The following is a 16,076-nucleotide window of genomic DNA, read 5'->3' on the forward strand; positions in this document are numbered from 1 at the left end:
TTATGTCGTATTTGCAGGTTACTCAACTCAACAAGTCTTACGGTCCGACGCAGATTTTCAACAACATCGATTTCTCAGCAGAAGAGGGAGAATTCGTCACACTGCTGGGGCCAAGCGGCTGCGGAAAATCCACGCTGCTGCGCTGTCTGGCCGGTCTGACTTCCGTCGACAGCGGAAAAATTCTGATTCAGGGGCAGGATATTGTGCCGCTGCCGCCACAACAGCGCGGCATCGGCATGGTCTTCCAGAGCTATGCGCTGTTTCCTAATATGACGGTGGAAGCCAATGTCGCGTTCGGCCTGAAAATGCAAAAGATACCGGCTTCAGAGCTGCACCGGCGCGTCGGTGAAGTACTGGAACTGGTGGAAATGAACGATTACGCAAAACGTTATCCGCATCAGCTTTCCGGTGGTCAGTGTCAGCGTGTGGCACTGGCGCGTTCACTGGTTACGCAGCCGCGCCTGTTGCTGCTCGACGAACCCCTTTCCGCGCTCGATGCCCGTATCCGTAAGCATCTGCGTGAGCAAATCCGCCGTATTCAGCGTGAAATGAATCTGACGGCGATTTTCGTGACCCACGATCAGGAAGAAGCGCTGACCATGTCCGACCGGATTGTGCTGATGAACAAAGGGCAAATCGTCCAAAATGCCGATGCCGAAACCCTGTATACTGAACCGGTGGATGCGTTTGCTGCGGGCTTTATCGGCAGCTACAACCTGCTAAGCCCTGAACAGGCGATGGCGCTGACCGGCATAACTTACACGAGCCGTGTCGCCATCCGTCCGGAGTCGGTCACAATATGCGAGCTGATTGAAGGTATTCCGGCTAAAATTATCAGCCACAGTCTGCTTGGCAACGTCGTGCGTTATCGCGTTTTAGCACACGGAGTTGAGCTTTCTGTGGATGTCTTAAACCGTTCTGTGGCCTCACTTCGCGCCGATGGCAGCGATATTGGTCTACAGTTAGATCTTGTTACGTTACGGGAAGTTGCATGAAACTGGCGCTGTTTGATCTCGATGAAACCCTGATTAGCGGCGACTGTTCGAGTTTGTGGTCAGCCTACATGGTGGCAAATGGCTGGGTGGCCGATGAGCAGGCTTTTCTGCAACAAGATGCCGCGCTGATGCAGCAATATGCTATCGGTCAGATGGATATGCAGGAGTACATGCGTTGTACTTTGGTGCCGCTGTCCGGCCGCAGTCAACGTGATGTCGCGGCGATGGTCGCGAATTATATTCAGGATGTGATTGCCCCGCGTGTTTACACGCAGGCGCGTGAGTGTCTGGCTGCTCACCGTGCACAGGGCGACCGGACGGTAATTATTTCCGCGTCCGGTGAACATCTGGTGCAGCCGATTGCCCGTTTTCTCGGTGTTGATGAAACGCTGGCGATTGGTGTTGAAATGAAAGACGGGCGTTTTACCGGCGCCACACGAGGGACGATGACCTATCGCGAGGGAAAAGTCTCGCGGTTGCTGGAGCTCATCAATCAGGACGCATCCCTTTTGCAATCAGCCAGTTTTTATTCTGATTCCCATAATGATCTGCCGTTGCTGACCCGCGTGGGCCAGCCGGTGGCGGTGAATCCAGACGCTATCCTGCTCCAGCACGCCCGGCAGRCAGGATGGCCGGTCTATGCCTGGCGTTAATGGAGCTGTTCTTTCGTGTTAACCCTTTTGCATTTGTTGTCTGCTATTTCTCTGCTCGTATGGGGTACGCACATCGTGCGTACCGGCATCATGCGTGTCTTTGGCGCCAATCTGCGCCGTGTTCTGAGTAACAGTGTCGAGAAAAAACCGCTGGCGTTTGTGGCGGGCATTGGCGTTACTGCGCTGGTGCAAAGCAGTAATGCTACCGCGCTGCTGGTCACGTCGTTTGTATCGCAGGGGCTGGTAGCCCTGGCTCCGGCACTGGTGATTATTCTCGGTGCAGATGTCGGGACCGCCGTGATGGCGCGTATCCTGACCTTCGATCTCTCCTGGCTTTCTCCGCTGCTGATTTTCGTCGGTGTCGCGTTCTTCCTCAGCCGTAAACAGACCCGCGCGGGGCAAATGGGTCGTGTCGGTATCGGGCTGGGGCTGATTTTACTGGCGCTGGAGCTGATTGTGGGCGCCGCGACGCCGATCATGCAGGCCTCCGGCGTTAAAGTTTTATTCTCGTCCCTGACCGGTGATGTGCTGCTCGATGCCCTGACCGGCGCAGTGTTTGCCATCATCAGTTATTCCAGTCTGGCGGCGGTGTTGCTGACGGCAACCCTTGCCGCGACCGGCGTGATTTCGCTTAAAGTGTCACTTTGTCTGGTCATCGGTGCCAACCTCGGCAGCGGGCTGCTGGCGATGATTAACGCCAGTAAAATGAATGCCGCCGGTCGCCGCGTGGCGCTCGGCAGTACGCTGTTTAAACTGATTGGTTTGGTGATTGTGCTGCCGTTTGTCGGACTGTTGTCGACGCAACTGGCGCGGCTTGGCATTCCGGATGAAGAACTGGTGATCTACTTCCACATGTTCTACAACCTGATCCGTTGTCTGGCGATGGTGCCGCTGACGGCGCCGATGGCGAAGGTTTGCGAGATGATGATTGCCGATGTGCCTGAAGATGATCCCCGTCTGCGTCCGCGCCATCTGGATGTCAGCGCAATTGATACCCCGACGCTGGCGCTGGCCAATGCCGCCCGTGAAACCTTGCGCATGGGCGACGTGGTCGAACATATGCTGATCCTCAACCGGGAAGTGATGCACGGTAAACTGGCGCAGGATCGCGAAGTGCGGCGTCTCGACGATGACGTTGATGTGCTCTATACCGCCATCAAACTGTATCTGGCGCAAATCAACAAGGAAGGACTTGGCGAAGATGATTCCCGCCGCTGGGCTGAAATCATCGAAATGGCGCTGAACCTCGAACAGGCCGGTGACATTATCGAGCGCATGACCGGCGATATCACCGCCAAATCCCACGCTACCCGACGCGCGTTCTCGCCGGAAGGACTGGTGGAGCTGGATGCCTTACATGAGAAATTGCAGGATAACCTGCGCCTGAGTCTGGGCGTTTTCCTGTCGAACGATCTGACCAGTGCGCGCCGTCTGCGCCGCTCCAAACACCGTTTCCGCATTCTCGACCGCCGTTATGCGCATGCGCACGTCGATCGCCTGCATCAGCATAATGTGCAGAGTATCGAAACCAGCTCGCTGCACCTCGGGTTGCTGGGGGATATGAAACGTCTGAACTCACTGTTCTGTGCAGTGGCCTATAACGTGCTGGATCAGGATGAGCAGGAAGATGAGCAGCGCGAACCGAATGATGATGTGCAACGGGTGTAGGACGAATCAAAACGGGCGCTGAGGAAGGCGCCCGTTTCTTTTTCATCTTCTTTTTCGTCTGGAAATCAGTCTTTTTTGACCGGCTTACCGGACCAGTAACCGGCCAGCAAAGAACCTGACAGATTGTGCCATACCGAGAACAATGCGCCCGGCAGTGCGGCCAGCGGGGTGAAATAGATTTTCCCCAGCGTCGCCGCTAAACCTGAGTTCTGCATCCCGACTTCCATCGCCAGCGTGCGGCAGGTGGTTTCGTCAAAGCCAAACAGTTTCCCGCCCCAGTAACCGCTCAGTAAGCCTATGCCGTTGTGCAGAATAACCGCCACAATCACGATCAATCCCACCGAACCGATAAAGCCCTGACTGCCCGCCACGACGGCGCTGATAATGGCGACAATGCATGCCATTGAGAAAAGCGGCAGCAGCGGTTCGATACGTTTCACGGTTTTCGTGAACAGATGATGAATAATCAGACCGGCTAAAATCGGGATGACGACGATCTGCAAAATGCTTAACAGCATGCCTTCCACATCCACTTTAATGTGCGTATCGACATACAGACGCGTCAGCAGTGGCGTGGCGAAAACCCCCACCAGTGTGGAAACTGCTGAAATCGTCACGGAAAGCGCGACATCTCCTTTCGCAAGATAAATCATCACGTTAGAGGCTGTACCGCTGGCAACGCTGCCCACCAGAATCATTCCCGCCGATAAATCTGCCGGCATATGGAACAGTTTTGCCAGCACCCACGCCGCCAGCGGCATGATCAGATAATGCAGGAACGTGGCGGCAGCAACCGGGCCAGGTCGGGAAAGCACGCGTTTGAAATCACCGAATTCGAGAGTGACACCCATCGCGAACATAATCAGCATCAGCAGGGTAGAAACATGCGGGCCGATCGGCGTGAACGTACCGGGCGAGTAATAGGCCGCGACGGATAACAGCACGGCCCACAACGGGAACAGGCGGGTTATTTTGGCTAACATTGAGGTGATCCTTGTCTTTGTTGTTTGCAAAAGTACAGACAAAAAAAGACCGGGCACATGGCCCGGTCTTCTCACATACCGCGCCCGTCATTATTCGAACAGGTTGCGGTGTAGAGTTTTAACGACCTGATCGGCATCGTTGCCCGGCACCAGGAAGCACAGGTTGTAGCTGCTTGCGCCGTAGCAAATCATGCGGATATTGAACGGGTCCAGCACGCCGAACACTTCTTTGCCGACGCCACAGGCCTGGGACAGTTTGTTGCCGATAATCGCAATCAGCGCCAGATTCTCTTCCACTTCCACGCGGCACAGTGAGGATAATTCTGTCAGCAGTGAGGTGGTCAGCAGGCTGTCGCCTGAGGATGTGGAACCGGTGGTATCCAGCGTCAGCGCGACGCTGACTTCGGATGTGGTGATCAGATCCACAGAGATACTGTGGCGTGCCAGAATACCAAACACTTCGGCGAGGAAACCGCGTGAATGGAGCATGCTCAGGCTGTGCAGCGTGACCAGCGTTTGTCTGCGGCGCAGGGCTATCGCACGGAACAACGGCGGATTATCGCTGGTATCACACACTAAGGTGCCGCCGCCTGACGGGTCTTTGCTCGAGCCTACAAACACCGGGATACCGCGACGCACCGCGGGCAGCAGAGTGGCTGGATGCAGAACTTTGGCACCAAATGTCGCCATTTCAGCGGCTTCTTCAAACGCAATGCGGTCAATACGTTTTGCCGCCGGCACCAGACGCGGGTCGGTGGTATAAATCCCCGGAACGTCAGTCCAGATATCCACACGGGAAACGCTCAGCGCTTCACCCAACAATGCGGCGGTGTAATCGCTGCCGCCACGGCCAAGCGTCGTGGTGCGGCCTTTGCCTTCTGAGCCGATAAAACCTTGTGTGATTACCAGGGCGTCCTGCAAGCGCGGTTGTAGCTGCTGAACGGTTAACTCGCTTAATACCTGTGTATCCGGCTCCGCGCGCCCAAAGCGATCGTTGGTACGCATGATTTTACGTACGTCGAACCATTCCACTGGCACGTTGCGCTGGCGGATGATTTCAACAAACAGCAGGGTGGACATCAGTTCGCCATGGCTCACCAGTTCGTCGGTCAGCGCGGTAGAGGTCGCAAGGCTCGCCGCTTCTGACAGCATGGCGATATTTTCCAGCATGCGGCCGATTTCTTCGCGGATCACGGTGGGATTATCGAGGCGATCGATAATGGCGCTCTGGATGCGGCGAATTTCATCAAGCAGGAACACCCGGCGTTCGGTTTCTTTACCTTCTGCCAGCTCAACTAATAAATTGGTGACGCCCGCAGAGGCGGAGAGAACAACCAGACGCACTTCAGGGCGCGACAGCACGATATCCGCGCTGCGGTTCATTGCGTCGAAATCCGCCACGCTGGTACCGCCGAATTTGGCGACGATGACATTGCCCAAAGGCTGCTGGCTGGCGTTGCGGGATACTGCGTGATTCATGTAAAACCTCGTGTCCGGGTCGCCATATCATGACGGCCATCGATTCCATAAGAATTGGCACAAAGGGAAGAGCGGGAAACGGGAGCAGGCGTAGAGATACTACGATACACCCAGAAGCGCCCCACCTAGCCGACACCCTGTTGGGTGTTCCGGTGACAACCCAGGGGATTCAGCCCCTGTAGTCGATCATTTGCCTGCCGTGGGCTTATGATCTCGGCGCCGCTCCCCCTGATGTATCTTCGTAGGATTTCGGCTCCTCCGATACACTGCCTGGGCGACGCGCCTCTTCTGGCTCGCGCATCGAGCGCGCGAGTTAGGCGCTTAGGAATAGCCGTTTATCGCCCGTCTGTCAACGGTCAGGCAATGCATGCGCCACATTTTGAGCGATTCTCATCTAATATTGTTCTCTGTCATTGTGATTAAGCAGATCTAACCTATCGCAAGAAAAGGCATCTCTTCCCGGGAACTTCAGGCTACAATCGGGACAGTTACCTCATATTTATTCTCAGCCTAAGAGCATTGCTATGAAAAATATCAATCCAACTCAGACCGCTGCCTGGCAAGCCCTGCAGCAGCATTTCGACAAGATGAAAGATGTGCAGATTAGCCATCTGTTTGCTGAAGATGGTGATCGTTTCTCCAAATTCTCTGCCACGTTTGAAGACCAGATGCTGGTCGATTTCTCCAAAAACCGCATCACCGCAGAGACGCTGGATAAGCTGCAGGCGCTGGCGAAAGAGACTGACCTTCAGGGCGCAATCAAATCGATGTTCTCTGGCGAGAAGATCAACCGCACCGAAGACCGTGCTGTTCTGCACGTTGCACTGCGTAACCGCAGCAACACGCCAATCGTCGTGGACGGCAAAGATGTGATGCCGGAAGTGAATGCAGTTCTGGCGAAAATCAAAGGCTTCACCGAACGTGTTATCGGTGGCGAATGGAAAGGTTATACCGGCAAAGCCATCACCGACGTGGTGAACATCGGTATCGGCGGTTCAGACCTCGGTCCGTTCATGGTCACTGAAGCGCTGCGTCCGTACAAAAACCACCTGAATATGCATTTCGTCTCCAACGTTGACGGCACGCATATCGCTGAAACGCTGAAAGATTTGTCTCCGGAAACCACGCTGTTCCTGGTTGCATCAAAAACCTTCACCACGCAGGAAACCATGACCAACGCCCACAGCGCGCGTGACTGGTTCCTGAAAACCGCTGGCGATAACCAACACGTGGCGAAACACTTCGCGGCGCTGTCCACCAACGGTAAAGCGGTGAGCGAGTTTGGTATCGACACCGACAACATGTTCGAATTCTGGGACTGGGTCGGTGGCCGTTACTCTCTGTGGTCCGCAATCGGTCTGTCTATCGCGCTGTCTGTAGGTTTCGATAACTTCGAACAACTGCTGAGCGGTGCGCACGCGATGGATAAACACTTCGCGAATACGCCGGCTGAGAAAAACCTGCCGGTACTGCTGGCGCTGATCGGCATCTGGTACAACGATTTCTACGGCACCGAAACCGAAGCTATCCTGCCATACGACCAGTACATGCACCGTTTTGCCGCTTACTTCCAGCAAGGCAACATGGAATCTAACGGTAAGTTCGTTGACCGTAACGGCAACCCGGTGGATTACCAGACTGGCCCGATCATCTGGGGCGAACCGGGCACTAACGGTCAGCACGCGTTCTATCAGCTGATTCACCAGGGGACTAAAATCATCCCTTGTGACTTCATCGCACCGGCCATCAGCCATAACCCGCTGAGCGATCACCACGCGAAACTGTTATCTAACTTCTTCGCCCAGACCGAAGCGCTGGCATTCGGTAAATCTCTGGATGTTGTCGAGAAAGAATTCGCCGATCAGGGTAAAAAACCAGAAGACGTTAAACACGTTGCGCCGTTCAAAGTGTTCGAAGGTAACCGTCCGACCAACTCCATCCTGCTGCGTGAAATCACGCCTTACAGCCTGGGTGCGTTGATCGCAATGTATGAACACAAAATCTTCACCCAGGGCGTGATCCTGAACATCTACACCTTCGACCAATGGGGCGTAGAACTGGGCAAACAGCTGGCAAACCGTATCCTGCCAGAACTGGAAGGTAGCTCAGAAGTGACAGGCCACGACAGTTCCACGAACGGTTTAATTAACCGCTTCAAAAACTGGCGCTAATCCCTCGTCATCCTTCAGACTGTTTCAGCGTTGGCTGCGTGAACTCACCCCGGTCACATACTTGTGTATACTCCCGGGGATTCATTCCCTTGCCGACTGGATCCAGCCCGAATGATTTAGAGGGACAGGTCGAAATATTTCTCAATAAAAGGGTTAGCCTTCACCGGCTGGCCCTTTTTTAATGGCGCTTTTCCTGTGCTGACTCTGTGGTATTCTGCGGGGATTAATAACAAAAGTGGGATGTAGATCACATGGCAGGATCAAAACGGGCATTGATGATATCCGTCATTATGCAGCGAATTTTGAACGTATTCTTATTAGGACTGGCCGCGATCCTGATGATTTTTATCGGGCGCGAAACCTATCATTTAGCAATGGTGTTGTTCGTGAATAACGATCAGTCTTCGTCATATCTGCTCATTGAAGGGATTGTAATTTACTTCCTCTATTTTGAGTTTATTGCCCTGATTATTAAATATTTTTCGTCGGGCTATCATTTCCCGTTACGCTATTTTATTTACATCGGCATCACCGCGATTATCCGTCTGATCATCGTCGACCACAAAAGTCCTTATGACACATTGGTTTACGCCTGCGCGATCCTTGTGCTGGTCGTGACACTGTTTCTGGCCAATAGCGAACGTCTGCGCCGCGAATAAATCAGGCAATTACTGCCTCGCATTGATGCGCTAGAATGCGAGGCAGATAATTCATTGGAGGTATGAATGCCTTCATTACGGAGCCGTTGATGTCTGATCCCCATTCCCCCGAACCATCCCCGATCCACTGGTTTGACGACCCTTCGCAGGTGCCTGCGGATGTGGCTGACTGGCTGATGGAAATGGGGTCCATGACCCGCCGGTTTGAAAAGCAGGGTGTTACCGTCACCGTGAAACCGCAAAATGAATGTTTTGTCAGTCGCGAAGAACTGGGTGAAAGCGAAGCACAGCAGTTGCCGGAAAGTGCCCGTTACTGGATCCGCGAAATCGTGCTGTTTGGCGATGCCGAACCCTGGCTGCTGGGGCGCACGGTCATTCCTGAAGAAACGCTGACCGGGCCGGATCTGGCGCTGGTCGATTTAGGCACGGTGCCGCTGGGGCGCTATCTGTTTAGCGGGAACAACTTGTCCCGCGATTACATTCATTTAGGCCAGTTACACAGTGAGCAGGGAGAATTATGGGCGCGCCGTTCCCGTCTGCGTTTGTCTGACAAGCCGCTGCTGCTGACCGAAATTTTCCTCCCGGATTCGCCGGTGCACCGCCCTGAGGGTAAAGTGAGCAAGGCATGAGTCAGACTAATCAACAAGGAGAACAGAGAGTGTCAGGAAGTATGACGCAGGGCACATGGCGTGATTACTGCCGCCTGATGCGCATTGATAAGCCGATTGGCTCACTGCTGCTGTTGTGGCCAACGTTATGGGCATTGTGGGTCGCGGGAGGGGGAATGCCGTCTGCGAAGATTTTGCTGGTCTTCGTGCTGGGCGTGTTCTTCATGCGTGCCGCCGGTTGCGTGGTGAATGACTACGCTGACCGTAAGTTTGATGGTCACGTAAAACGCACCGCTCACCGGCCATTGCCGAGCGGGGCGATCACCGGCAAGCAGGCGAAAATATTATTCGCCGGACTGGTGCTGGTGTCATTCCTGCTGGTTCTGCTGCTTAACCGCATGACCATTTGGCTGTCTCTGGCCGGACTGGCGCTGGCATGGATTTATCCGTTCATGAAGCGCGTCAGCCATCTGCCGCAGGTGGTTTTGGGCGCGGCGTTTGGCTGGGCAATTCCGATGGCGTATGCCGCTGTGAGCGAAAGTGTGCCGCTTAGCTGCTGGTTAATGTTCGTGGCAAATATCTGCTGGACGGTGGCTTACGATACGCAATACGCGATGGTCGATCGTGACGATGATTTGAAGATCGGCGTGAGATCGACAGCGATTCTGTTTGGTCGTTTTGACACGCTGATCATCGGCCTGCTGCAACTGGCAACGCTGATCCTGATGGGGATTGTCGGTTATCTTTCCCAGCTCAGCGCACCGTTTTACTGGTCGTTGCTGCTGGCTGCTGCGCTGTTTGTGCATCAGCAAAAGCTGATTGCTAAACGTGAACGTGATGCCTGTTTCCTGGCTTTCCGCCAGAACAATTATGTCGGGCTGGTGTTGTTCCTCGGTATTCTGATGAGCCTGTCAGGCTTCAATTTCTAAGTAAGTTAGCCTGCGCGACAACAATTAAAAACGCCCGGACTCTGTAAAAAGTCCGGGCGTTTTGTTTTTTTAATCTGATGTCTGGCGCTAATACGGGTTAATGATCGGTATCGCGTACATCCATCTTCGGTTCAGCCGGTGGCTCCGTTGCTTGCGGCAGCTCAGAAGGCATTCCCGCACTCTCGATAGTTAGCTTGATATCCGGTGTCATCAGGTCGCTGAGCATGAGGTAAATCTCACGCGTTTGTTCCTGAATGGCATCGCCGGTGTCACTGATATAGCCTTCTGCGCGCAGTGTGCCGACCAGCGTCGAGAACACAGCTTTATCGAAGAATTCAGGGGCATTGATACCGTGCAGCACGGATAAACGCTGCGCCATAATCCGGCTCTCTTTTTCCAGTGCCCCGCGGTTGATGCTTGGGTTATTGGTGAGCAGGGAGAAGGTAATCGCGTAACGTTGCAGCGTTTCACGTACGCCAGCCGCCAGCAACTGGAGGGTGCGGATACGGGCCGGATTAAGTGTCAGCTCATCATCTTCAAGGTGAATGATTTGCTGACGCGCCAGTTCCAGCGTCAGAACATCCAGCACTTGTGGCAGCTCAGGCGTATCGAAATGCATAAACAGTTCGGCTTTGAGCATCGGATAAATCAGTTCGACCTGATGCAGTAATTCCGCGCGGCTGACCTGGCGGTGGTGCATCACAATGCTTGAAATCAGTGATGGCAACACCAGCATATGATGGATGTTGTTGCGGTAATACGTCATCAGCACGGCCTGTTCGCGAGGCAGAACGATGATGTCGCCAATGTTGTCTTTCTCAACCTGGAACTTATTCATGTTCAGCGCGTGATCAAGCAACTGGTCAGCGGTCAGATCAGGCACCGTCGAATCCGCGTTGTAAGGCACGTTACGCAGCAATTGCAGATAACAGTCGATTTGCTCGGTCAGCTGTTCGCGTGTCAGTGAACGCTGACGGGAGGCCAGCAGCGCGGTACAACACAAGTTCATGGCATTGGCTGCCGCTGAATTGTTGATGCGCACCATGATCTGTTCTGCCAAATCCTGCACTGTCGGCGTCAGCCAGCTTGGACGTTGTGCTTCGATCGGGTCGATGGCTTCACGCCAGGTTGGCACGTTCTGGTTCAGGTAAGTGGTCAGATGCAGCGGCTCACCGAAGTTCACGTAACCCTGGCCGAGGTTACGCAGCTTGCGCAGCCCGTTCAGCATCTGTGTCAGGCTTTCTTTCTCTTTGGTCGCACCGCGTAATTCTTTCGCGTACGTACCCACTTCCATGACGTGCTCATAACCGATGTAAATCGGTACCAGCGTAATCGGACGTGAACCGCCGCGCAGCATGGCCTGAATGGTCATGGCCAGCGTGCCCGTTTTCGGCTCCAGCAGACGCCCGGTTCGCGAACGCCCCCCTTCCACAAAGTATTCCACCGAATAACCGCGGCTGAACAGTTCGCCCAGATATTCACGGAAAACCGTCGAATAGAGCTTGTTGCCTTTAAAGGTTCGACGAATAAAGAACGCACCCAGACGGCGGAAAATCGGGCCAGCCGGCCAGAAATTCAGGTTGATACCGGCGGCAATATGCGGCGGTACCAGACCCTGATGATAGAGCACGTAAGACAGCAGCAGATAGTCCATGTGGCTGCGGTGGCAAGGCACATACACAATTTCCTGACCGTCCAGCGCTAACTGGCGTACACGCTCGGCATTATTAACGTTGATGCCTTTGTACAAACGGTTCCACGTCCAGCTCAGCACACGGTCAGAGAGGCGCACGGCTTCATAAGAGAAGTCAGCAGCAATCTCTTCCATCAGGGCGATGGCGTTTTGTTGGGCTTTTTCGTGGGAAATTTTCTTGCTGCGGGCTTCGTCTTCAATCGCTTTCTCAATGGCTTTTGAGGCCAGCAATTTATTGAACAAATCCTGACGTGCCGGAAGACGCGGACCAACCGCAGCCAGACGCTGACGGGAGAAATGCATCCGCGCCACACGTGCCAGTTTTTGAGCAATCGTCTTATCTGTGCCGTGTTCCGTCGCCATATAACGCAGGGAAACGGTATTGGAGAAACGGACGAAACTGTCCCGCCCCAGCCACAGCACAGCGAAAAATTTCTGGATACCGTTCAGCACGCGCAGATGCGGCGTGTCGTCCTGACCTTCACGGCCCGGTGCACGACCAAACATTACCGACACCGGCAACATCTGAATGTCTAAATCCGGATTATTGCGGTGCAAATCAAGGTAGTCGTGGAACAGCTTTACGGACTCCTGCTTCGGCGTGTAATAAGAGAATACGCGCGGGCCTTCGGCTATAAAGACATGGCTTGGTAGCAGGGTTCCGTCAATTTCCAGCGGAATAAGAGGATCAGGCAGATTCTGCGCCAGACATTGCGCACGCAACGTCAGCAAATCGGCTTTGGAATTATAAGGTAATACGTACAAAATCGGCCGCGTCGGGTCTAAATGCAACTCGGTAACCGGATCTGAAGGTATGACCTTGCTCTTTACCAGCAATGAGAGTGGTAAATTCAATAATGTGTAATAAAGTCTACGCCAACCTGACATAAAAACGTGAAGCCTCTTGTTAGCAATTTCGCCGCAAGGATACCAGAAAGATCCGTGGAGATCTGTGGTCATATAAAAGCTAAAATGCTGCAAACACTCTAAGGATCAGTACCCGAAATGGCGAACCAAGTCACCGGATTTACCCGAATTTATAAAGCGGCCGGCTATTCCTGGAAAGGATTCAAAGCGGCATGGCAAAACGAAGCGGCATTTCGCCAGGAGGCCAGCGTCGCTATCCCGTTAATTTTGCTATCTTTCTTGCTTGATGTCAGCACCATTGAACGTATCCTGCTGGTGGGATCCGTCGTGCTGGTCTGTGTCACGGAGTTGCTCAACAGCGCGGTGGAATGTGCAATAGACCGCATCGGGCCTGAGTTTCATGTGCTTTCCGGTCGCGCAAAAGATATCGGCTCTGCTGCCGTACTTCTGACCATCATATTGGCGATTTTTGTCTGGGTCAGCATCTTTTGGTCGCGATGGTTCTGATTTGGAATCTGCATTCCAGGAATCAACGTTATGCCCTGTTTTTATTCAATCTTAGGTTTTCATTGACCGTTTAGCTGTATATACTCACAGCAAGACTGTATAAACAACCAGGGGGCGGAATGAAAGCTTTAACGACCAGACAACAAGAGGTCTACGACCTTATTCGCGATCATATCTCCACCACCGGTATGCCACCAACCCGCGCAGAGATTGCATCACGTCTGGGGTTCCGTTCTCCCAATGCGGCGGAAGAGCATCTTAAAGCGCTGGCGCGTAAAGGTGTTATTGAGATTGTTTCCGGTGCATCACGCGGCATTCGTCTGCTGATGGAAGAAGAAGAAGGTTTACCGCTGATTGGCCGCGTTGCCGCCGGTGAACCGCTGCTGGCGCAGCAACATATCGAAGGGCACTATCAGATCGATCCGGCAATGTTTAAGCCGAGCGCCGATTTCCTGCTGCGTGTCAGCGGTATGTCGATGCGTGATATTGGTATCCTTGACGGCGATCTGCTGGCCGTGCATAAAACGCAAGACGTGCGTAATGGTCAGGTTGTGGTGGCCCGTATTGATGATGAGGTCACCGTGAAACGCCTGAAAAAACAAGGCAGTGTGGTGCAGTTATTGCCTGAGAACAGCGAGTTTCAGCCGATCGTGGTGGATTTGCGCGAGCAGAATTTCAGCATTGAAGGCTTAGCCGTAGGTGTTATCCGCAACGGCGACTGGATCTGACCTTCGTACTTCGAGCTATCTCTGCGTTGGCTGCCTTCGCGAACCCCGGTCACATACTTGTGTATGCTCCCGGCGTTCGCTTAGTTGCCGCCTTGATATAACGCGAATTACTCGGTCAGATATGACTAAGTCAGAAATTGCTGTGTCAGATAGACAAGACTAAAACTAATTGAATATGGATGGCGGCCGCCTCTGGCATCCATGTGAATTCAAAGAGAAATGCGTTTCTCTCATCATCGCCCCTTTCGGGGCGATGTCATTTACAGGCATAACCTGAACCTCCGGCATGAGATTCTCTATGCAACATCATTCCCTGCGACACACACTCAAAAACACCTTTTTAAGCCCTGCCGATAAAGCGCTCTGGATGCTGGCATTGCCGATGATTTTTTCCAATATCACGGTGCCGCTCCTCGGCCTGGTGGATACCGCAGTGATCGGTCATCTCGACAGCCCGGATTATCTCGGCGGCGTGGCTGTGGGTTCGATGATCACCACTTTCCTTTTTATGCTCTTACTGTTTCTGCGGATGAGTACCACCGGCATGACCGCTCAGGCGCTGGGCGCGAAAGATAATCAGCTTCTGGCGCGTGCTTTTGTACAACCCTTCCTTCTGGCTGTACTGGCGGGCGTCATTATTGTGGTATTCCGTCATCCGCTGATGGAGCTGGCGTTTCACATTGTCGGCGGCAGCCAGCCCGTGCTTGAACAGGCGAGGCTGTTTATCGAAATCCGCTGGTTCAGCGCCCCGGCTTCATTGGCGAATCTGGTGATCCTCGGGTGGTTGCTCGGCATTCAGTACGTTCGCGGGCCGGTGATTTTGCTGATTGCCGGGAATTTGCTGAATATCATTCTGGATCTGTGGCTGGTGATCGGGCTGGGCTGGAACGTGCGTGGCGCAGCCATGGCGACGGCAAGCTCCGAGTATTTCACGCTACTCATCGGGCTGTATTTCGTCTGGCGGGTGATGAAACGACGCGGTATCACCGGCGCAGAAATCACCTCCGCGTGGCGTGGTAATTTGCGCCGTCTTCTCGGGCTTAACCGCGACATCATGCTGCGCTCATTACTGTTGCAGCTTTGCTTTGCATCGCTGACCGTTCTGGGCGCGCGGCTGGGCAGCCACATTGTGGCGGTCAACGCCGTGTTGATGAACCTGCTGACATTTACCGCGTTTGCACTTGACGGTTTTGCTTATGCTATCGAAGCGCATTCCGGTGAGGCATTCGGTGCCCGCAACCGCGAAAAACTGCTGAATGTCTGGCATGCCGCGTGTCGTCAGGCCGGGCTGGTTGCGCTGTTTTTTGCTCTGATTTACGCGCTGGCGGGTGGGGCGATCATTGATGCGCTGACATCATTACCGGAATTGCGTGAGCTGGCGGACCGATATCTTGGCTGGCAAATTATACTGCCGCTGGTGGCTGTCTGGTGCTATTTGCTTGATGGCATGTTTATCGGCGCAACGCGTGGGCGGGATATGCGAAACAGCATGCTGGTGGCGGCGCTGGGGTACGGGCTGACATTGTTCACTTTACCGCTGCTGGGCAATCATGCGTTGTGGCTGGCGCTGACGGTATTCCTCGGGTTACGCGGGATTTCACTGGGCTGGATATGGCGTCGTTACTGGCGGCATGACACATGGTTTTCGTCTCCGTCGCACTGATTTTTCAGCTATTTTCAAAGAAATAAGCGCAGCTTTGTCGTTATTTCATGCTTTAGATTAATCCTAATAGTGGTTTTTATCCCTGTTTAAGGAGGATTAATCGAGATTCTCTACTAACCTTTAAAGTGTTAAGGACGAGCTGCAAGACGAAATGCAGTTCATAAAACCCAAGGTAACAGGAGATATTTTATGAATAAGGACCAAGCCGACGGTAACTGGAAGCAGTTCAAAGGGAAAGTGAAAGAACAATGGGGCAAACTGACTGATGACGACCTGACAGTGGTTGAAGGTAAACGTGATCAGTTAGTCGGTAAAATTCAGGAGCGTTACGGCTATCAAAAAGATCAGGCCGAGAAAGAGCTCAATGAATGGGAAACCAAAAACAAATATCACTGGTAAGACGCGACTCCCCCTCGCGTGCCAGTGACGTATCCTGAGATTTAGCTGCTCCTACCCGGAACGCTTCAGGATAC

Annotated in this window: 14 protein-coding genes and 1 riboswitch; of the genes, 11 read left to right on the top strand and 3 right to left on the bottom strand. The window is 53.5% G+C overall.

Annotated elements, in window-relative coordinates:
- Positions 1–2: 2 nt before the first annotated feature.
- The 3 genes from AC1DUO_RS06360 to AC1DUO_RS06370 are packed head-to-tail and all read left to right on the top strand — an operon-like array spanning position 3 to position 3,316.
- Positions 3–995, top strand: a complete 993-nt coding sequence (locus tag AC1DUO_RS06360; protein WP_112197687.1) for an ABC transporter ATP-binding protein — start codon at positions 3–5, stop codon at positions 993–995.
- Positions 992–1,648, top strand: a complete 657-nt coding sequence (locus tag AC1DUO_RS06365) for an HAD family hydrolase (protein WP_477986821.1) — start codon at positions 992–994, stop codon at positions 1,646–1,648. Before AC1DUO_RS06360 ends, AC1DUO_RS06365 begins: the two co-directional genes overlap by 4 nt.
- 15 nt (positions 1,649–1,663) lie before the next feature.
- The gene (locus AC1DUO_RS06370) at positions 1,664–3,316 is read left to right on the top strand and encodes a Na/Pi cotransporter family protein (protein WP_013577379.1); all 1,653 of its coding nucleotides are present in this window, start codon (positions 1,664–1,666) and stop codon (positions 3,314–3,316) included.
- Between the two features lie 65 nt (positions 3,317–3,381).
- On the opposite strand, the gene panS is transcribed toward AC1DUO_RS06370, so the two are convergent.
- Together panS and lysC are read right to left on the bottom strand one after the other, a co-directional pair.
- On the bottom strand, positions 3,382–4,299 hold the full coding sequence (gene panS / locus AC1DUO_RS06375) for a ketopantoate/pantoate/pantothenate transporter PanS (RefSeq protein WP_013577378.1): 918 nt from the start codon (positions 4,297–4,299) through the stop codon (positions 3,382–3,384).
- A 90-nt stretch (positions 4,300–4,389) separates the two neighbouring features.
- Positions 4,390–5,778, bottom strand: a complete 1,389-nt coding sequence (gene lysC / locus AC1DUO_RS06380) for a lysine-sensitive aspartokinase 3 (protein ID WP_013577377.1) — start codon at positions 5,776–5,778, stop codon at positions 4,390–4,392.
- A 106-nt stretch (positions 5,779–5,884) separates the two neighbouring features.
- Positions 5,885–6,074: riboswitch (Lysine riboswitch) on the bottom strand.
- A 228-nt stretch (positions 6,075–6,302) separates the two neighbouring features.
- On the opposite strand from lysC, the gene pgi reads away from it, so the two are divergent.
- From pgi to ubiA, 4 genes are all read left to right on the top strand, one after another.
- Positions 6,303–7,949, top strand: a complete 1,647-nt coding sequence (gene pgi, locus AC1DUO_RS06385) for a glucose-6-phosphate isomerase (protein WP_013577376.1) — start codon at positions 6,303–6,305, stop codon at positions 7,947–7,949.
- 251 nt (positions 7,950–8,200) lie between these two features.
- Positions 8,201–8,608, top strand: a complete 408-nt coding sequence (gene psiE / locus AC1DUO_RS06390) for a phosphate-starvation-inducible protein PsiE (protein WP_013577375.1) — start codon at positions 8,201–8,203, stop codon at positions 8,606–8,608.
- A gap of 89 nt (positions 8,609–8,697) precedes the next feature.
- On the top strand, positions 8,698–9,237 hold the full coding sequence (gene ubiC / locus AC1DUO_RS06395; protein ID WP_013577374.1) for a chorismate lyase: 540 nt from the start codon (positions 8,698–8,700) through the stop codon (positions 9,235–9,237).
- Positions 9,238–9,278: 41 nt separating this feature from the next.
- The gene (gene ubiA / locus AC1DUO_RS06400; RefSeq protein WP_119262162.1) at positions 9,279–10,145 is read left to right on the top strand and encodes a 4-hydroxybenzoate octaprenyltransferase; all 867 of its coding nucleotides are present in this window, start codon (positions 9,279–9,281) and stop codon (positions 10,143–10,145) included.
- A gap of 97 nt (positions 10,146–10,242) precedes the next feature.
- On the opposite strand, the gene plsB is transcribed toward ubiA, so the two are convergent.
- Complete coding sequence (plsB, locus tag AC1DUO_RS06405; RefSeq protein WP_013577372.1) at positions 10,243–12,726, bottom strand: glycerol-3-phosphate 1-O-acyltransferase PlsB; 2,484 nt, start codon at positions 12,724–12,726, stop codon at positions 10,243–10,245.
- 117 nt (positions 12,727–12,843) lie between these two features.
- On the opposite strand from plsB, the gene AC1DUO_RS06410 reads away from it, so the two are divergent.
- From AC1DUO_RS06410 to AC1DUO_RS06425, 4 genes are all read left to right on the top strand, one after another.
- Positions 12,844–13,212 carry a diacylglycerol kinase gene (locus tag AC1DUO_RS06410; protein ID WP_119262161.1) on the top strand — a complete coding sequence of 123 codons (369 nt, stop codon included), beginning with the start codon at positions 12,844–12,846 and terminating at the stop codon, positions 13,210–13,212.
- 119 nt (positions 13,213–13,331) lie between these two features.
- Positions 13,332–13,940 (top strand): transcriptional repressor LexA, encoded by a 609-nt coding sequence (gene lexA / locus AC1DUO_RS06415; protein ID WP_013577370.1) that lies wholly within the window; start codon positions 13,332–13,334, stop codon positions 13,938–13,940.
- Positions 13,941–14,238: 298 nt separating this feature from the next.
- Positions 14,239–15,603 carry an MATE family efflux transporter DinF gene (gene dinF / locus AC1DUO_RS06420; protein WP_119262160.1) on the top strand — a complete coding sequence of 455 codons (1,365 nt, stop codon included), beginning with the start codon at positions 14,239–14,241 and terminating at the stop codon, positions 15,601–15,603.
- Positions 15,604–15,792: 189 nt separating this feature from the next.
- Positions 15,793–16,002: a CsbD family protein gene (locus tag AC1DUO_RS06425; protein WP_013577368.1), complete on the top strand. Its 210-nt coding sequence runs from the start codon at positions 15,793–15,795 to the stop codon at positions 16,000–16,002.
- Positions 16,003–16,076: the final 74 nt, after the last annotated feature.

Source organism: Rahnella sp. P4_A8 (genome assembly GCF_056402435.1).

What these genes read in the sequence shown, in the direction of transcription:
- AC1DUO_RS06360 (WP_112197687.1), top strand. Translation starts at nt 3, where the DNA reads ATGTCGTATTTGCAGGTTACTCAACTCAACAAGTCTTACGGTCCGACG.
- panS (WP_013577378.1), bottom strand. Translation starts at nt 4,299, where the DNA reads ATGTTAGCCAAAATAACCCGCCTGTTCCCGTTGTGGGCCGTGCTGTTA.
- lysC (WP_013577377.1), bottom strand. Translation starts at nt 5,778, where the DNA reads ATGAATCACGCAGTATCCCGCAACGCCAGCCAGCAGCCTTTGGGCAAT.
- pgi (WP_013577376.1), top strand. Translation starts at nt 6,303, where the DNA reads ATGAAAAATATCAATCCAACTCAGACCGCTGCCTGGCAAGCCCTGCAG.
- psiE (WP_013577375.1), top strand. Translation starts at nt 8,201, where the DNA reads ATGGCAGGATCAAAACGGGCATTGATGATATCCGTCATTATGCAGCGA.
- ubiC (WP_013577374.1), top strand. Translation starts at nt 8,698, where the DNA reads ATGTCTGATCCCCATTCCCCCGAACCATCCCCGATCCACTGGTTTGAC.
- ubiA (WP_119262162.1), top strand. Translation starts at nt 9,279, where the DNA reads ATGACGCAGGGCACATGGCGTGATTACTGCCGCCTGATGCGCATTGAT.
- plsB (WP_013577372.1), bottom strand. Translation starts at nt 12,726, where the DNA reads ATGTCAGGTTGGCGTAGACTTTATTACACATTATTGAATTTACCACTC.
- AC1DUO_RS06410 (WP_119262161.1), top strand. Translation starts at nt 12,844, where the DNA reads ATGGCGAACCAAGTCACCGGATTTACCCGAATTTATAAAGCGGCCGGC.
- lexA (WP_013577370.1), top strand. Translation starts at nt 13,332, where the DNA reads ATGAAAGCTTTAACGACCAGACAACAAGAGGTCTACGACCTTATTCGC.
- dinF (WP_119262160.1), top strand. Translation starts at nt 14,239, where the DNA reads ATGCAACATCATTCCCTGCGACACACACTCAAAAACACCTTTTTAAGC.
- AC1DUO_RS06425 (WP_013577368.1), top strand. Translation starts at nt 15,793, where the DNA reads ATGAATAAGGACCAAGCCGACGGTAACTGGAAGCAGTTCAAAGGGAAA.